At 46.6% G+C, this 656-nt stretch carries 1 protein-coding gene; it reads right to left on the bottom strand.

Annotated features, from left to right (window positions below):
- Positions 1-656 (bottom strand): ImpA family metalloprotease (locus R8N47_RS25790; RefSeq protein ID WP_318186177.1); only part of this gene is annotated, 656 nt, incomplete at both ends.

Here is a 656-nt window from a genome sequence, read left to right as displayed (position 1 = left end):
ACAGTGCCTCATCTGCTTTCAAACGATTAAACTCACGCTCAATAAGATGCAGTCGCGCCAGTAAATGCCAACCATTTTTAAGCACACCTTCGTGCTGAGTTGCCATCATCATTTGAATGTAAACGCGAGCACCCCAGCTCCAACCCGTTTGGTTTTGCTCCGCCATATAAGCATTTGGATCGCTTTGTGTTCGACTGGTTTGCAACAGTTCAAACTGACCTTTGAAATCCAAGCTTTGGCAGGTTGATTCCTTACCCGTATTTTGGAAGAAACGAGACTTGCTGTAGTAAGAGTAGTAGTTGGTCGTCGAATGCCCTTCCCAACCAGCGAATCGGAATCGTCCTTTCTCTAAACCGTGGCCTAGCTCATGCAAATCACCGTGACCTAAAGGACTGAAGGCCCAATAAGCATCGTACGGGTTACCAGAGCAGCCATAACCACAAGTGGCTTGGTCAGCATTCATGTGCTTAACCATATCAATATTGGCAATTTCCCAGCCTTGGTTTTGAGCGTATTGAATAATTTCAGGTACTTCGTCTATACCCGGCCCTTGGAAACCAGCCAGAACATGCGGGTAGTTATGAACATATTCTTCCGTTGCAAGCGCCATTTCCGCAGGGGTAGACCACATTTCATCGTTGACCGACTCTAACATC

It is taken from the genome of Vibrio sp. 2132-1 (genome assembly GCF_033344315.1).
Note: the sequence above shows the minus strand (reverse complement) of the source record. Positions and strands in the feature narration are given on the sequence as shown.